General features: G+C 55.2%; 15 protein-coding genes. All 15 read right to left on the bottom strand.

Going from position 1 to position 15,017, the window contains the following annotated elements:
* Nucleotides 1-7: 7 nt before the first annotated feature.
* Entirely contained in the window at nucleotides 8-5,815 is a 5,808-nt protein-coding gene (locus ACLI1Q_RS03855; protein ID WP_349883533.1) for a tape measure protein, read from the bottom strand.
* Nucleotides 5,816-5,843: 28 nt separating this feature from the next.
* A complete protein-coding gene (locus ACLI1Q_RS03850) occupies nucleotides 5,844-6,224 on the bottom strand; it encodes a hypothetical protein (protein ID WP_349883532.1) in 381 nt (126 codons plus the stop codon).
* Nucleotides 6,225-6,280: 56 nt separating this feature from the next.
* The gene (locus ACLI1Q_RS03845; protein ID WP_349883531.1) at nucleotides 6,281-6,553 is read right to left on the bottom strand and encodes a hypothetical protein; all 273 of its coding nucleotides are present in this window, start codon (nucleotides 6,551-6,553) and stop codon (nucleotides 6,281-6,283) included.
* Nucleotides 6,554-6,659: 106 nt separating this feature from the next.
* On the bottom strand, nucleotides 6,660-7,331 hold the full coding sequence (locus tag ACLI1Q_RS03840; protein WP_349883530.1) for a hypothetical protein: 672 nt from the start codon (nucleotides 7,329-7,331) through the stop codon (nucleotides 6,660-6,662).
* A gap of 40 nt (nucleotides 7,332-7,371) precedes the next feature.
* Nucleotides 7,372-7,611 carry a hypothetical protein gene (locus tag ACLI1Q_RS03835; RefSeq protein WP_411697091.1) on the bottom strand — a complete coding sequence of 80 codons (240 nt, stop codon included), beginning with the start codon at nucleotides 7,609-7,611 and terminating at the stop codon, nucleotides 7,372-7,374.
* Nucleotides 7,612-7,743: 132 nt separating this feature from the next.
* On the bottom strand, nucleotides 7,744-7,992 hold the full coding sequence (locus tag ACLI1Q_RS03830; protein ID WP_284612666.1) for a hypothetical protein: 249 nt from the start codon (nucleotides 7,990-7,992) through the stop codon (nucleotides 7,744-7,746).
* Between the two features lie 6 nt (nucleotides 7,993-7,998).
* Nucleotides 7,999-8,166: a hypothetical protein gene (locus tag ACLI1Q_RS03825; protein ID WP_023031001.1), complete on the bottom strand. Its 168-nt coding sequence runs from the start codon at nucleotides 8,164-8,166 to the stop codon at nucleotides 7,999-8,001.
* Nucleotides 8,163-8,504 (bottom strand): hypothetical protein, encoded by a 342-nt coding sequence (locus ACLI1Q_RS03820; RefSeq protein ID WP_411697090.1) that lies wholly within the window; start codon nucleotides 8,502-8,504, stop codon nucleotides 8,163-8,165. Before ACLI1Q_RS03820 ends, ACLI1Q_RS03825 begins: the two co-directional genes overlap by 4 nt.
* 22 nt (nucleotides 8,505-8,526) lie before the next feature.
* Nucleotides 8,527-8,910 carry a hypothetical protein gene (locus ACLI1Q_RS03815; protein ID WP_349883527.1) on the bottom strand — a complete coding sequence of 128 codons (384 nt, stop codon included), beginning with the start codon at nucleotides 8,908-8,910 and terminating at the stop codon, nucleotides 8,527-8,529.
* 128 nt (nucleotides 8,911-9,038) lie between these two features.
* Nucleotides 9,039-10,061, bottom strand: a complete 1,023-nt coding sequence (locus ACLI1Q_RS03810) for a major capsid protein (protein ID WP_349883526.1) — start codon at nucleotides 10,059-10,061, stop codon at nucleotides 9,039-9,041.
* A 3-nt stretch (nucleotides 10,062-10,064) separates the two neighbouring features.
* On the bottom strand, nucleotides 10,065-10,466 hold the full coding sequence (locus ACLI1Q_RS03805) for a hypothetical protein (RefSeq protein WP_023030997.1): 402 nt from the start codon (nucleotides 10,464-10,466) through the stop codon (nucleotides 10,065-10,067).
* Nucleotides 10,467-10,469: 3 nt separating this feature from the next.
* On the bottom strand, nucleotides 10,470-11,045 hold the full coding sequence (locus ACLI1Q_RS03800; RefSeq protein WP_349883525.1) for a hypothetical protein: 576 nt from the start codon (nucleotides 11,043-11,045) through the stop codon (nucleotides 10,470-10,472).
* Nucleotides 11,046-11,138: 93 nt separating this feature from the next.
* On the bottom strand, nucleotides 11,139-11,972 hold the full coding sequence (locus tag ACLI1Q_RS03795; protein WP_349883524.1) for a hypothetical protein: 834 nt from the start codon (nucleotides 11,970-11,972) through the stop codon (nucleotides 11,139-11,141).
* Entirely contained in the window at nucleotides 11,972-13,378 is a 1,407-nt protein-coding gene (locus tag ACLI1Q_RS03790) for a phage portal protein (RefSeq protein ID WP_411697089.1), read from the bottom strand. The genes ACLI1Q_RS03795 and ACLI1Q_RS03790 overlap by 1 nt, the downstream gene beginning before the upstream one ends.
* Entirely contained in the window at nucleotides 13,379-15,004 is a 1,626-nt protein-coding gene (locus tag ACLI1Q_RS03785; protein WP_034658377.1) for a hypothetical protein, read from the bottom strand.
* Between the last annotated feature and the right edge of the window lie 13 nt (nucleotides 15,005-15,017).

Here is a 15,017-nt window from a genome sequence, read left to right as displayed (position 1 = left end):
TACCTCTTTAGCGACGCGACGCCACAACCTGCGACGCCGAAGCACGTGGATTCTCCAAACGTTCCACGCGCACACCCAACTCGCGCATCGCATCCTCCAACTGAGCACGTGTAAACGACTCGCCAGAAATATGCACAACCCGATTAGGCTCAGCAGACATCTTCTTCAACTCGGACGCATAATCCGCCTGGTGCTGCGCAAGGTCAGCAAGAGCTTTTCGAATATTCTCATTATCCGTGCGCCAGTACTCTGCCCACGTCTTATTAGAATCCTGCTCCTGCTTCAGTCCCTCAATAAGCGTCTCAAGCGGGTCGTTCTTCCTGCGGTATTCAACCTCGGCAAGATTCTTTTCCATCTTCCGACGCATCTCCGCCTGCTCGGCCTTCAGATCAATCAGATCATTCTCGAACTCCATCTGCTCCAGGGCACGCGAAGCGTCACCCAAAGCAGAGTTCTTTATCGTCTTATCAACCTTGTCGCCAGCACCGAAGAATCCCATCCAGCCCGCAGACTTCACGGCCTTTTCAATATCCCGGCGCGTACGCTTGTCGAAGCTCTGGAACTCCGGCATGGCCTCTAGCTGCTTAAGCTGCTGGTCAATCTGCTTAATGCGACGCTGGTTAGCCGGCATTGACGTAAACCAGTTCACGGGATTCAGCCACGTCTTCAAGCTAGCCTGGTCAGCATTCAACGATGCTTTTTCAGCCATCAAGTCGGCATAGCGTTGCCCAACCGTGGCACCAACTTGATCCATGCCGAATGCTTGGCCTGATGCTACAGCCAATTTCTTCGCAGCAACCTCAAGGTTCGCCGTCACATCGTTGAGCTCAAGAACAGCCAAAATGTGCTTGTACGATGCCTCAAGGTTGGCCCGCTGCGCCTGCTTCTCCACCAACTGCTGGTTGACCTGCGCCGCCAGCAATTCGGAATACAAAGCATGAGATTCGTCAGACCATGCGGCCATAGAGTCCATCATGTCCTCGTTGGCGCCAATCATGTCCCACCGGAATCGGTCGTATGCCAACGACAAGTCCGTGTAGTCCATCGCAGCCAAGCGCATGTCATTTTTGCGCTGCGCATCGAAATCGGCCTGCGCTTCTGCCAGCGTCTTCGTAGCCTCAAGCTGCGCAGTAATCCCATCCATCTGCACCATGCGAGCTTCACGAGCCGCGGCGGCCCACTCAATCTGCGCCATAGCGTGGTCAATAATCACGCCGGTGACAGATTCACGAAGCTTCAGCACCGTCTCATCCAATTTAGCGACAGCGCCCATAGCGTCAGAAACAGCTTCGAATGCATCAACGTGGGCTTTCATGACGCCCTGGATTCGGGCTTCGATGAAATCAAAGACCGCCTTAATGAGCTTAATCGCCATTGCAGCGAGCTCAATCATCATCGCGACCTGGGCCTGTCCCATAGCCGCAGCAGCAACTTGAACAGCACCACGTGCCTTAGTTAAGTCCTGCTCAGCAGCAGCAACATCCTCTGGGGAGCCTTCCTTGCGGGCGCGAGCCAGATTCTTTTCTGCCTGCTTTACAGAATCAGCAGCATCAACCTCCGCAGACGCCGCAGACTCCATACCCTCGAAGGCACTAGCGACCCCACCAAACGTGGACTTAATGCCGTCAATGCCGATTAGAGAACCAATCCTGTCGGCAAGGTCAACACCTTCAACAACACCGATGTTTTCGAGGTACGCCCCAATCTTGTCGCCGCGTTGAATACTGCGCGTTTGAGCACCAGCAAACGACGCGTATCCGGTGAGGCGTTCTGCAACACGGTCACCCACGGCAGCGGCCAGGTTCTTATTTCCTGCGTTGCCGCCAGCGAACGCAACCGACATTTCATTACCAATACCGGCCCAATTGACGTTAGCGAAATTGTTCATCGCCTTCGCCAAATCAGGCGAAACCTTGGCAATCTGCTCAACAGCAACGGTTAATGCTGGGTCAAGCACGCGCTCGGGCTTACCGGACGCGTTGATAGCAATGTTGCCTGGTTTCAGGATGCCGCCGGTGTCAAAGATTCCGGCAGACCAACGACGAAGATTCTTCTTCGTCCTTTCGTCCTTTTCCCAGTCCGTAGCCAGTTTGGAGGCTTCGCCCCAATCTATCTGCTCCGCCTGGAACTTATTCTTCTCATCAACGGTGCCGACAGTAACGCCGCTAGTAGAGGTGGACTGCACGCCGGTAATCGTCTTAGACGAAGATTTCAGCGGGTGCCACCACACATCAGTGAACTGTGGATGACGCGAACCAGCCGCAGGGCCGCCAAGCTGGCCGTTACCGCGACCGCCGCCCATCTCAAAGTTGACCGACCGGCCCTGCGAGTCGAACAGTGTGCCCGCGGTGTGGCCACCCCAAGGCCCGCCATTGAAATAGCCGGTCTCGAATGCGTTCTTGCCCGGGCTACGTCCACGCTTAAAGCCGTGCTGGCCCAGCCAACTGCCTTGCGTGCCGGTGGCGAACTTGCGGCCTGCGGTGTTCACGCCAGCCACGAGTGCGGCCTCAGCCGACTGTGTACCGGAGCAGTCACCCCAGTTGGCGTTCAGGCCGCCGCCCCACACGTAGGCTGAGCCTTCCAGTGGGCGTGGCGGGCGTGCGCCATTGATGCTTTCGCCTTTGAGGAAGCGGTAGGCCTGGTCGTAGGAGACGACGCCGCCGTTGGCGTAGCGCGGCAGGCCAATATCGCCCTGCTGGCCATCAACCTTGCCGCCATTAATCGCGGTGAGTAGTCGCCAGTTCTTGCGCGTAGCTTCACGGTTGACGATGAACTCGCCGGGTTCCACGCGGGCGATGGGTTGTTTCTTTTCTGACGACCAGCCCAAAATTGGGTCACGTTCGTTTCGAGAAATACCCGGCACGCTAGGCAGTACACCGCCGCGGGCGAACGCCGGAACAACACCACCCAGATGCAAACCTGGTACGAATCGTTCCAGGTTATCGGGGATAACCGCCCGAATAGCATTTTCAACCATGCCAGCAGCGTTACGGATACCTTGAGCAAGACCACTAATAATGCTGCGGCCTGCATCCAGCAGCCACGAACCAGCGTTAGCGAACGCGCCCTTAATCTTGCCCGGCATGGCCTTAAAGCCATTAATCAGGTCATCGATACGCCCCTTGGCAACGTTCACCATCTTGATGACGGTGTCCTTGAACGTATCCACGATGGCGCCAGCAGCGTTCAACGCGGTAGTCACCACAGAGCGCAGAAGGTTCCACGCACCTGTGAAGATACCGGTCACCAGGCCCATGATGCGGGAACCAAGCTCACTGAACCGGTTACCCAGGTTGTCGAAATTACCCGTCAATACGTCAGCAACAACCCCGAATACAGACTTCATTACTTCCCACGCAGGGCGGATAACGCTATTCCACACCGTGGAAATAACAGAGCCCATAATCTGGAATGCGGCACCAACCACAGTGCCAACAATGCTGGCAACAGCTGGGAAAATAATCTCAGCTACCTGCTTAAACGTGTCAAACACCGGCTTAATGACACCATTCCACACTGCGGATACAGCATCACCCAAAGCAGTCCAGGCGGCAGACACAACCTCACCCATGACAGTGAAAGCCTCACCCATCGTTTCCACAATGGGCGAAATCCACGTCTCATAGAACTCGCCGAAGCCCTGCGTAAATTCAGACCACTTATCCTGCATGGCCTGCCACGCCTCAACCGCGAGCTCTTTAGCCCCAGTGAATTTCTCACCAATAAAGTCCACAACCGGGGCAATCCACGTTTCGTAGAATTGGCCGAATCCGGTGGTGAACTCGGCCCACTTCTCCTTCATCAGGCCCCAGGCCTCAATGGCAACGTCCTTGAGCAGGACTATCTTGTCACGCAAGAACGTCATCACAGTAAAGATGGGCGAATCTTCACTAAGACCAAAAGCTGCGGCCAAGTCCGTAGTCTCACCAGTCTGGAAGAACTCTAGACCACCGGCGAAGATTTCTTTGACTTTGTCGATGCCCGCGGTGATTTTCTCGACCGTGGCGTCCCACGCGGCGGAAATGGTGTCACCAATTTGGGAGAAAATAGGCCCAAACGTGGACTGTATCCAGTCAATACCGGCCTGGAATTTCTCAACGAGCCAATCCCACCCGGCGCCGATAGCTTGGGTGAAAGACTCCCAAATTTGCTGTCCCCACTCGGTCTTGGTGAAAAACCACGTTAATGCGCCGGTAAGCAGTGCGAATCCAGCAACCCACGGGTTGATGAACTTGATGGCTTTCATTGCGGCACGGCCAATCGTGCCAAAGGCCTTACCGACAGGACCAAGCACTTTACCCATACCGCCGAAGGCTTTACCCGTAGCGCTGGCAGCCATGCTGCTTTTAGCCAGACCACGGCCCGTCTTAGCAGTGGCTTTGCCCATCTTGGATACAGCTGGGTTAGCGGAATTAGCGCCCGACATGAGTGTGAGCATTGCTTCGCCAATCGAGGCGCCCTTAAATGCGCTGCCGGCGAACTTTGCTGCCCCGCCCAGGTTCTTAATGATGCCGACGGCAGAGCCCACGGGGCCTGCAATGGCGGACAGTCCCTTGAATCCAAGGAATGCTGTAACTACGGCCTGCACGGCCCCCGGGTTCTGTGCAGCAACGTCTGCAATCTTTTCGACCAGAGGAACCAGCACAGACGAAATGAGAGGCTCAAGGGCGTTGAGTACGTCTGCCAGCGCCTGCCACACAGCAACACTGACGGATGCGGACACTTGCGCCAGTGAGCCAATCAGGTCACCTAACGCGGGTCCAAGGTTTGCCGCCGTGTCCTTAAGAGATGAAAACGCGTCGCCTAGTTTCTCCCAGTTCTCCGGGTCAACAACAACGTCTGTGACCTTAAGCGCAATATCGCCCAGCCATTCTGCAAAGCCAGCCATGGCCGGGGTGATTCTATCTTCAATTATCCCTGCAAAAGACTCAAAAGCAGGCCCGAGCTTTTCGCCCACCTGCTCCATTGCAGGCGACATGGCCTCTTCCATGCCGTCAAAAACTCCACCGACAGCAGAAAGCAATGCCGGAGATGCCTCATACAGTGGCTTCAACAGCGTCTCGCCGAAACGGCCCATGGCAGCACCCATGTTCATGAACGCGCCGTCGAACGTTTCGGCCATCTTCTGCGCGCCGCCGCCGACGTACTCGTTCATCGCTTCCGAGAACGTCTTAAAGTCCACCTCGCCCTTAGACACCATGTCGGCGATGTCTTCAGATGCGACCCCCATCTTTTTCGACAAAATGTCGTAGACAGGGATTTGTCGTTCAAGCAGCTGGGCTACGACCTCACCATCAAGCTTGCCCTTAGCTGCGGCCTTACCGAAGATAAGGCCCATATCCTCCATGGACGTGCCTGCTACCGAAGCGGTATCGGCTACGCCCTTAAGGACAGTCTCAAGTTCTTGGCCTGGCTTAATGCCAGATGCAACCATCGTTGCCGCGGTGCCAGCAGCTTCACCAATACCAAACGCGGTGCCCTTTACCGACGCTAGGGCGTTATCCATGATGCCGGCGACATCAGTGGCCGAGTTACCCAACGCTTCCAGCTTCTTTTCCGCGTTCGAGGTTGCGTTCAGGCGGCTAAAGCCTTTGGCGATAGACCCAGAAAGGGCTGCGCCGGCAGCAACACCTACCGACGCGGCCCCAACCTTAAGGGCCTTGCCCATAGCGTTCGACAGGCCAGTGCCGATGCTCGTGCCCTTCTTCTGGACAGCGGGTTCAACATCACCGAATGCAGATTTAATCTTCGGGGCAATTTTTGACGTATCTGGGATGATAGTTACCCACGCGTTCGCGAGTTCAACGCCAGCCATAATTAAATCTCCATTCAGTAAGTGTTGTCTATGTCCACCCCAGCCACTCGTTTAATTCGTTCAGCGGGGTGGGCTCACCGCGGAATACGCCGGATTCATCGTCTGAAAATGGGTTGCCTTGCGGCCCCTCTGCCACCTCTGGGCTATGCGGAGGTGCGGTGGTCGTGTCCTCGGGGCGTGGGAATGGTTTCGGCTTGGCGCCCTTGCCGCCGCCGTTTTGCCAAATGATGCCCTGTACAGCATCAAAAATTAGGGCCTGCAAGTGTTCCTGCAAGCCCCACTGGCTATCCCCGCCTGTCACCTGGATAGACAGTGACGAATCAGGAAGCGGATGATGCACCAGCGCAATAAGGTCACGCCACGACATACGGTCAGTGCCGTCACCAATCCACCGCAGTCGCAGCCCCATGCGAATAAGGTCAGCTTCTAGGGCTGCGAGCGTGTCCTCGTCCTCAAGGAGTTGGACTACTTCGAAGATTCCCCCAAATCCACATCCTCGGAGGATTCAGACCATCCACTCATAAACGCGTTGAAGTCACGCATCGACAGGTTCTCAACCTTTTCGAGTTCGTCCTTGTTCAGGGCTGCTTCGAGGAGTGCGTCGCCCTGGGCTTCGCCGTCCCCGTCGAAGTCCTTGCGAATCTTGCGCATCTTCTTATAAGACAACTTGTCCAGCATGTAGTGGACGTCGATGGTGGTTCCGTCTGCTGCTTCAAAATGGAATTTCTCGAGTGCCATAGTGGTTTCCCTTTCTCGAATTGTGTTCGTGTAACAACTGCATAGTGGTTCGTTGGGTGGCCCTGGGGTGAACCACTATGAAAAAGTCCCCAGGGCCGTCGTACTACTAGCTCTCTTCGGTGTCGCCCTCGCGAGGAGAATCCTCTTCACCGCGCCCGTCGCTGGTTTCCTCAGCGCCGCCGGCGACCGCGACACCATCATCATCAGCGCGCTTAATCAACGAAATGAGCTTCTTGTTATCCACACCGAAGCACTCCAACGTGGCTTGGTACTTCACCACGTCAGAACGCACGTAAGACACATCGCCAACCTCAGTGACCTGCGCATCCGGGGCAAACACCAAAATGCGGGCACCATTGCCGCCCTTGATGTAGAACGCAATGGAACGGTGCGGAAGCTCGTCCGCATTATCAACCACGCTGACAGTGTCGCCGGAAACAGTGACGTTGTTCTCACCTGCAATCATCTTGAGCACTTCACCATTAGCGCCCTCCATGAAAGTCAGCTGCAAAGTCACCGAGTGGTCAGACTGGGTGATAAGAATCGTGTCACCGTTCCAGTCCTTAATCTTCTCGGTCGAACGGTCAACGGTCTTAGTCACGCCGTCTTCGGACACGTAGCCAGCAGCAACATGCTCTAGGGAAGAATCCAGCTCCTTAGACGCATCAGTTGGGAAGTTATCCGACGTCTTCAATGCCGGGCCAATGGTGATACCACCAGCGGCCTGCACATCTGGAGCGCCAACGAGAACATTGCGACGATTACGCAAATCAGCCATGTGAGTCTCCTAACTCAAAAGAAAAGACCCTGCACCTGGCTTAGGTGAGGGTCGTGGTCATTGTGCCCGTAAGCTGCCAACGATGATGATTATCCGTATCGGGGTCTGGAAATTCCATCGGCCCCGATACTTCCTGCCACCACAGAATCTTTGGGTTACGGGCATAAATTTCATCAGCAAGGACGAACCGCAAAGCACCAAGCAGGTTGATGACTTCTTCCTGATTCGCCCCGTACACCTGCACCGCAATGGTCGTATCCTGCGAGTTTGGGGTGGTCATCTCATTAGAGGTGACATCCAACCTCACGAATAGTCCAGGCGGGCGCATCGGCACTTTCGTATAAATCGGAGCATCAAGACTCTCCCGCAGTGCCGACTGAAGAATCTCAACAGGAGTAACAAACAATGCTATTTACCCCTTAAGTGCTTTCAACAACGTATTATTCCGGGCATTGACAACCATGGCGCGAGGCGTATCCGTAAAGACGATGGCGCGGTAACGACTGCCGCGCTTGCCGCCGCGAACTTCTGCTTTCCACCCGAAGCCACGGCCCGCACGAGTGGCGATACCGGATGCTAAATCGTCAATCTCACCGCGTAATGCTGGGTCTTGACGAATCTTGTTGAATGCGCCCGATGACCATTTAAAACGAACAGTCATCGCGCATCACATCTTCTGAAACGTCAACCACTGGCCCGCAGCAAAACCAGCGAGGAAATCACGAGCATCCATTGAATACACAATCAGCGCCCCGTCCATGACCTCAACAGCGTTCGTGTCAAAATCCAACGGCTTAATCGCCCCATGCTCATCGCGGATATTAACCTGGATCATCCCTCTACCTTCTTTGCATTGACCACCACTAGGCCCGGCGCCCAGCCGTGCCAGCCGTGGTTATAGTCCTCAACGTTTCCCTGTACCTGCCACTGTGACCCATCCGGTAGACGAATCACAGAATCAGGTTTCGGTGCATCCTCAGGTCGGAAATGCACATGCAGATAATCAATGGTGCGCAGAATTGAATCGCCGGATTTTTCATCCGTGCGGTCTACCCACCATGACGCCACAGACACCGAACGCCACACACCCTTACCAGGACGCTCATTGCCGAAGCGGTCTGTTTCAGGCTCACCCCGAACGAGTATGTCTACCTTTTGTGCTAAAGGAAACATGTTCGTGGTCCTCCCCCTTTTTCTAGTACGGGAACACCGTAAAAACGCGAGCTCGGTAGCCGCGTAGGCGCTGCTTGTCATTGGCCGATAGCCACACACCGGAGGTGGTGGAACCGGTTTCGAAGCCCATAGAACGTGAAAAAGGCCCAGCCGTAAAGGACGCGTTCGAGGCCCCCTCTGGAACCTGCATCCCATCGAGTTGTTCCTTATACGCCCTAGCCACCATGCGGGCGGCTACGCGGCGAATCTTTTCCGGTATGTGGTCGTCAAATGCCGTTCGGCAGTACGCACTGATTAGGTCGCCGGATTCTTCGATTAGCGCGGCAACGAAATCAGTGTCACTTTCCGGAATTGGCTGGTTGGGAAGCAGCCTTTGCACGTCGCTTAGTTCCGCTAGTTGCGGCATTCTTGCCACCCTTTCCTGCGTCTACCAGCGCGTCATCAATCGTGGCCCCATCAGGGACAGTATCGCCTGCTTGGAGGAATACTGGCCCTGCTGGGGTGTGAACTAGCACTGTTCCAGTGAGTGTGTTTTTAACCTGCAAAGTTAAGCACCTGCGCAACCATCGAAGCGTTCGGGTTCGTCATCACCGGCAGAGAAATACCATTGACGCGCACCCAGTATGCATACGGGTCGAACTCGATATTTACGCCGGCCACAAGACCTGGGGCGGCGCCGGTAGCAATGCCATACTCTGGGGCGTTTGCCTCAGCGGTGGTGCCGTACACGGTCTGGCCGAGCTCGTTGGTGCCTGCGGCTGGCAGCAAGAATACCTTGTCCGGGGACAGCACATTTTGCATCTTGCCGCCAATGTTTACCCGGCGAGTGAATCGGGTGAACGTCGGCAGGTCATAGGAACCAAGCAGAGCATTGAGCTCATCGATGGATACGACGTTTCGGGTGGCGTTGCCGCCAATAGCATCGCCTACCTGCTTGCTGCGCTGGAATGCGGAAATAACCTTGTTGGAAGCAAGGATAGAGCCCGGCAGAACACCGTTTTCGTCCTGGTACTTTTCAGCCCAAGCAATGAGGTCATCCAGTGGGGTGCCCTCGTCGGTGTCCCACTGGTTGGCGGCCTTGGTGGTCATGTCCTTCTTGCGGCCAAGGTCTTCATCAGCGTAGAAGCCGTTCTCGTTGATGGTGACACGACCGGTTTCAAGGACAGTACCGCGAATTGCTTCGATGCGGTTGAGTACCGCGGCGGTGGTGTCAGAGGCGACCTGTCCAATCTTCAGTTCGGCCTGCTCATTGCCTGCACGGGAACGAATCTGGTCGAGCTCGCCAACACGGTTCTTCTGCGATACCGGCGGCAGCTGGATAGCTACCTGTCGGCCACCGCGAACACCGCCGATAGACGATTCAGCGTCGTAGGAGCGGTACTCTGCGGCAGGAACCAAGCCACCATCGGCGATGGTGTACTTAGCCACGTCAGAGTCGGTCAGAGTGTCCGGGAAGTACTGCGACAACGATAGGTTGTTCGCGTTGATGTCCTGCTGGGTACGGCGGGCGAACACCGTAAGTTCAGAGGCAGAAATCAAATCATTGTAAAGCGCCATGGGTTAAACCTCCGAGTCTTCAGTTACACCTTCTTCTGCTGCCGGCTTAGTGGGGAAAGACAGCAGAGGCGGAACGTTGGTTAGCGTGGTGATGTCGAATGCCTTTTCTGGCAGGTGCTTAGGCCGGATACGGCCATGCCACAGCATCGGCGCGACCTGGAACTCACCGCGGGCGGGCTGGTCAGTGAAAAGGAACCCAGCAAGGGTGTCACCGGCGTCGGTAACGGGCTCGTAGGTGCCCTTTTCGTTCTTCTTAAGCGGCACACCAGATGGGATGGTGTCGCCGAATGCGCTGAATGCTTCCACCTTCAAGGTGACAGTCTGCGCTTCGCTAGTAGCGTGGGCAGAACCCAACCACTTCTGGTTAAAGTTGCCCAGCTTTTCGTCTGCGAGGATAAGGGACATGTTCTAGTTCTCCTTCTCTTTGTTGAACATGCGTTGGTACAAATCAATGCCGCTGGACTTTTCTTGCCCCACTTCCACCTGGCGTTGAATGCCGGCAGTCGTCTTCGGGGCGCGCTTATCGACAATTTCTTGTAGCTTGTCAGCAAAATCGTCGGCTTCACGGTCCAGGGCATCGTACGCGTTGCGGAACGCGATTGAGTCCGCCAGCTGTGAAATTGGCACCGGGTTTCCCGACTCAATTTCTAAGGCGATGAGGTCACGGAACATGCCGTTTTCGGCCTGTGCTTCGCTAAGACGCGATTCAGTGTGTTCGACGCGACTATTGAGCTCGTCGAAGTCCTGTTCTTTAGGTGAATTGTTATCCACCTGCTTTTTCCACGACTTAGCGCGCTTTTCCCACTCCCGGGAATGTTGCTTCCACTCGTTGGTCTCTTTAAGGACGTCTTCGGGGGATTTTCCGGGGAATGCTTCTTCCCACGGGTTCGCGGGGATATTGTCTTCGTTGGGGGTAGAAGGCGTTGTGGCCTCGTTGGTGGTTGCTTCCTCTTGGGTTGCTTCCTGGTTTACGCCATCAGTCATAGCGGTCTCCTTTGTTTTCCTTTTCGGACATGACTTATGAGCGCGACCACCCCACCGTGGGGCGTTCCCGCGCTACTAACTCGGCCTTTCCGGCTATTTACCGTGTCCCTGCTCGCGCATCATTTTCGTAACTTCAGACAATGAATGCGGCTTATCAGGGTTGATCTTGTCTAGGGCACTAATCGCCTTCCTGTACTCGTCATCGAACTTGTCGATATAAGACGGCGTGTTCGCGTCGATATGCTTCGGTATCGGCGCCGCCACACAGCGGCAATGGTCGTGATACTTACTGCCAGCGGCTTGGACTCCACGCACCCGGCCCTGCTTGAGCCGGTAGCCGCGGTCATGCCCGTCAGAATAGTGCTTGCGCACTGTAGCCGCGCCGACATACAGTGCCGCCGATTCGGAACCGTAGACAGCTCCACGTGAAGCAAGCATTCGACAAAAAGCACACGCATCGGGCTGGGCCATGCGCGCATACCCTGTCTTAGTGTTCAACGCGTTCAGGTCCACAGTGTCGCGGTGCGCCCCAAAAATATGCTTCTGGGTCAAAAGCGCCATGCGGGATAAGACATCACGCCGGCCATTCGCATTTAACGCTGTACCCCATGCCACTTCGGTGCGTAACTGGTCGTAGGTTGGCATGTCAGCCGGGCGGGCGAAGTAAATATCATCCGCCATAATCTCGTCCCACCAGGTGGCAGTGAGGTCGCCGGCCACACCACCATAGGTGTTTACCAGAGCTTCGAAAGCGTCTGTCAGATATGCCTTACCAGACCAGGGGTCCATTTCTTGGGCGCGGTTGACGATGCTGATTAAGTCCCGCATTGCCATGGCGTTGACTTGCGTGAGCTGGTTGCGCATCAAGTCCCATTCCAGCTTATTGCCAGAAAGAACTGACACGCCCGCTAATACCGGGGCGGTCATTATGCTTCACCCCGCTTATTGGCTAACTCGTTGGCGAGCTCGTCATCATTGCTGTGTGATGCCGTTTGCTGCTGCATCTTTGACTCCACTAACTTGTTGAGCTTTTCGGCTCGCGCATTCTGACGAATCTTAGGACGTTGGTCATCAGGAATGCGTAGCCGGTCAAGCGCCCAATCAGAGGTTGGGTCAATGAACTGCGATAGCTTCATGATCGCATCAGCATCAGACGATAATGTTGGCGAAGCAGGGTCTTCCCAACGTTCCTTCACGTTGGTGGTGAACTCCTGCCAGGGGATACGATTCCCATTCAGCCATGCTGCCATCCACCCCACCCGACGTAAATCCGGGTTAATGAGGTCTTGCTGATTACGGCAACCCAAAATGAGCCGGTCGAGCCACGCTCTAATAGCATCCGCACTGGGCGGGTTTTCTGTGGAGAAACCAAGATACGCCACCGGGATACCAGTAGCCGACGACATGAGCTGCGAATACGTTCGTATCTGCTCAATAAACGGCGTTGGCGGCGACGATGAAAATTGATGCAGTTCCATCTCTGGTTCTCCCGGTTCCTCCGGCGGCGGCAACGTCAGCATAGAACCAGTCGTGGCCTTAAACCCGGCCATGACTTTCTCCGAATGAGATGGATTATCCGAATCCACGAACATGTCCATCGTTCCGTTCTTCAACCACCGCTGCGGGTACGTATAGAACTCACGGTTCAGCTCCATCCCCTCAAGGGTGCGGCACGCGGCAACGGTGTAATAACGCACCGGGCGGGAAATCATCGAACGGCCATACCATCGGCGTGAGCGCACACTGTTGCGAATACGCACAATCGACGGCATCCCCAAAGTATGCGGCACGAAATCATCTATCTGCCGCGAAGCGCCCGACACATAGGCCACACCTTCCGGCAGGTACATGACCGTCTGTTGCGAACCATCCATGAAGGTTCTCACCCTCATGCCGGCCACCGGGCGATTGTTGAGATTATCCCAAATAATCGTGCCCTCAGTCGGCGGCACCGATTGGGTCACCCACGTGCCAGAATCGTCTGGCTCCAAGGCAATGAACCCGATGCCAAAAATAAGGGAATCAAGAACAGATTCTTTCGCCGCCAATGACACTCCAGCAAGCTGCGTAGTCTCACTAACGCCGCGGTTACGCTGGTCAGCCCACCCAAGGAATCGCATGCGCTCCGCGTAAGAATCAACCACCGTAGCCGGCCAATCCGATGCCACATTAAGCTTCGAGGACAATTCCGGCGGAACGGCAATGTCCAGGGTGCCGGTGATGTACTCACCAGTGTAAAACTGCTCCGCAGTCTTGTTCGCCGATAACCGCGACAAGCGCACGTTATCCAGCGTGGAAAGATACTCATGGTGCGACTTGGAAAGCACAGCCATTTACAGCACCCCAATCTTTCTTTTATCAGTACGGTCTTTATTCTTCGTATAACCCAACGACACGGCCTCTGTCATCGCTCTAAATGCCAACATTGCTGCATAAGTGCCATCGATTTTGTCCGGCGAGTCCGGGTAAGCCTTATACAGCAAATAGCCCGAGCGCGTAGCACGCCGGCGGGCGTTCAGCAGGTGCCGAATAAGATGCGGCGACGGGCCTACACTGACTTCCTCCATGACAATCGCCTGGCGGAAATTCTCAACCCATTCCGAAACCGACGACGTTTTAGAACGTGGCCACGCCGCAATAGGCGAATTACGAGACGCACGAACACGCAAATACTTGCGATAACGCGCTTCCCATTCAGCAACCTGTGACTGCCACCCGGACGGGTCGGCGTAGAACCCGACGACGCGATACTTGCGGAAACAATCATCAAGCGTGGCTTGGACATCAAGCAGGTTGGGTTGCCAATCCTGCGGGTCATCCGGGCCTTTTTCCCAAATCTTAATCTCGCAAATATGCCTATCAGACGGGCGTGCAGCCACAAGGGCAGTCGCATCAGGATTGCCGCGCACGCGGCCACCGGAACCATCGAATCCCAGCACAATCGTGTCGCCGGGCTCTAACTGCTTCGAATCGTCTTTCACAGCACGAACATCAACCTGCGACAAATACGAATCCGAGGCATGAGTCACCTGGTTCAGGAAGTATTGCCGCGCATCTTGTGGATCAGTAGCAGGGTCGTAAATATCCGCCATAATGCGGTCAATATCTACCCAACCACCATTGTCTTTAGCAGAATCACCATAAGCCACCGTAAGCCCAGCACGTAATGATTCTTCATCAGACATATCCGTATCCGGCGGGGCTTCTTGATGATCCATCAAAAGGCCCTCATCACGCACAGTCCCTTCTTTAATGGACTGGGCATATTCAAACGACGCCTCCGACACAGACCCCGAACCTGGGCGATAAGCATTAGGAGTCTCAATTGATGTACCACCAGTACCCGCCAAGTTACGGCGAATAACGGCAGCCAAATTTACCCCACCATTATTGCGGTACCAGCTTTCAGTCTGGTCTAACGCCGCGAACACTGGGCGTTGCCCCTCTTTCGACGTACCTGCGGCAGTAATGTACTCAATGCGGCCTTGTGGTAAAGCCACAAACGTCTCCATTGGGTCAATCGAGTAATAATCCATGATCGGCCCTTGGCGAATCATCTGTAAGACTGGATCAAACGCGTTTCGTGTCTGGTCTTCATTTACCGCCGCAAACTGCACCCACGGGGTACGAACTTCCGACCATGGTTTACCTACAGGCTTGCCATCAGCATCCCACCCGTCAAAAACGACTGGGCCAAGCGCCTCACCGATGCCAAGTGCGCCCATCATTGGAGACTTGCCGTACTTCTTCGCACGACTAAACACAGCACGACGATAAACCCGCCGCCCTGTCAATGGATCTATGCGATAGAAATCAAGAACAAACTTTGCCTGCTCATTAGTCAACGTCAACGGTCGATAGTCTGCACAATCCGGCTGCGCCAACATGTCCGTGTAAAAATCGAGCATCGCCCACCCCAATGTGGGAAATTCGCCTGGATAGTCCGGCTTCCACGGCAAAGCAGACCACCAC

Origin of the sequence: Corynebacterium limaceinasi (assembly GCF_046717465.1) — a bacterium.
GTDB lineage: Bacteria > Actinomycetota > Actinomycetes > Mycobacteriales > Mycobacteriaceae > Corynebacterium.
This window is presented reverse-complemented; position numbering and strand designations above follow the sequence as displayed.